At 41.8% G+C, this 397-nt stretch carries 1 protein-coding gene; it reads left to right on the top strand.

All coding sequences use genetic code 11. From position 1 onward, the window contains the following. Nucleotides 1-397: winged helix-turn-helix domain-containing protein (locus ACTQ48_RS11655; protein ID WP_441571104.1), on the top strand; the 397-nt coding region annotated here is incomplete at both ends.

Genomic DNA, 397 nt, shown 5'->3' with positions numbered 1-397 from the left:
ACGCTGTTTTCTATACCATAAAGCCTTTTGTTATTTCTGATTTGGTTGAGCAGGTCAATACCATTTTTCGTGGACGTGATTACATTGATGAAAACTGTCAGCAAGTAAAACTTCATGCAGCTTATCGTGATTTGAAAATTGATTTTCAAAATCGAACGGTTCACCGTGGTCAGGAGTTAGTTGCTTTGACTCGGCGAGAATATGATCTTCTTGCCAACTTGATGGAAAGTCAAGAAACCATGACTCGTGAACAACTCTTGGAGCGAGTTTGGAAATATGAATCTGCGACGGAAACGAATGTTGTAGATGTTTATATCCGCTACCTAAGGGGTAAATTGGATGTGCCTGGTCAAGAGTCCTATATCCGTACAGTCCGCGGGATATGGTACGCTACGCG

It is taken from the genome of Collinsella sp. Sow4_E3 (assembly GCF_052116285.1).
Taxonomy (GTDB): domain Bacteria; phylum Actinomycetota; class Coriobacteriia; order Coriobacteriales; family Coriobacteriaceae; genus Collinsella.
The sequence above is the reverse complement of the archived record's forward strand: the minus strand, read 5'-3'. Positions and strand labels throughout refer to the sequence as shown.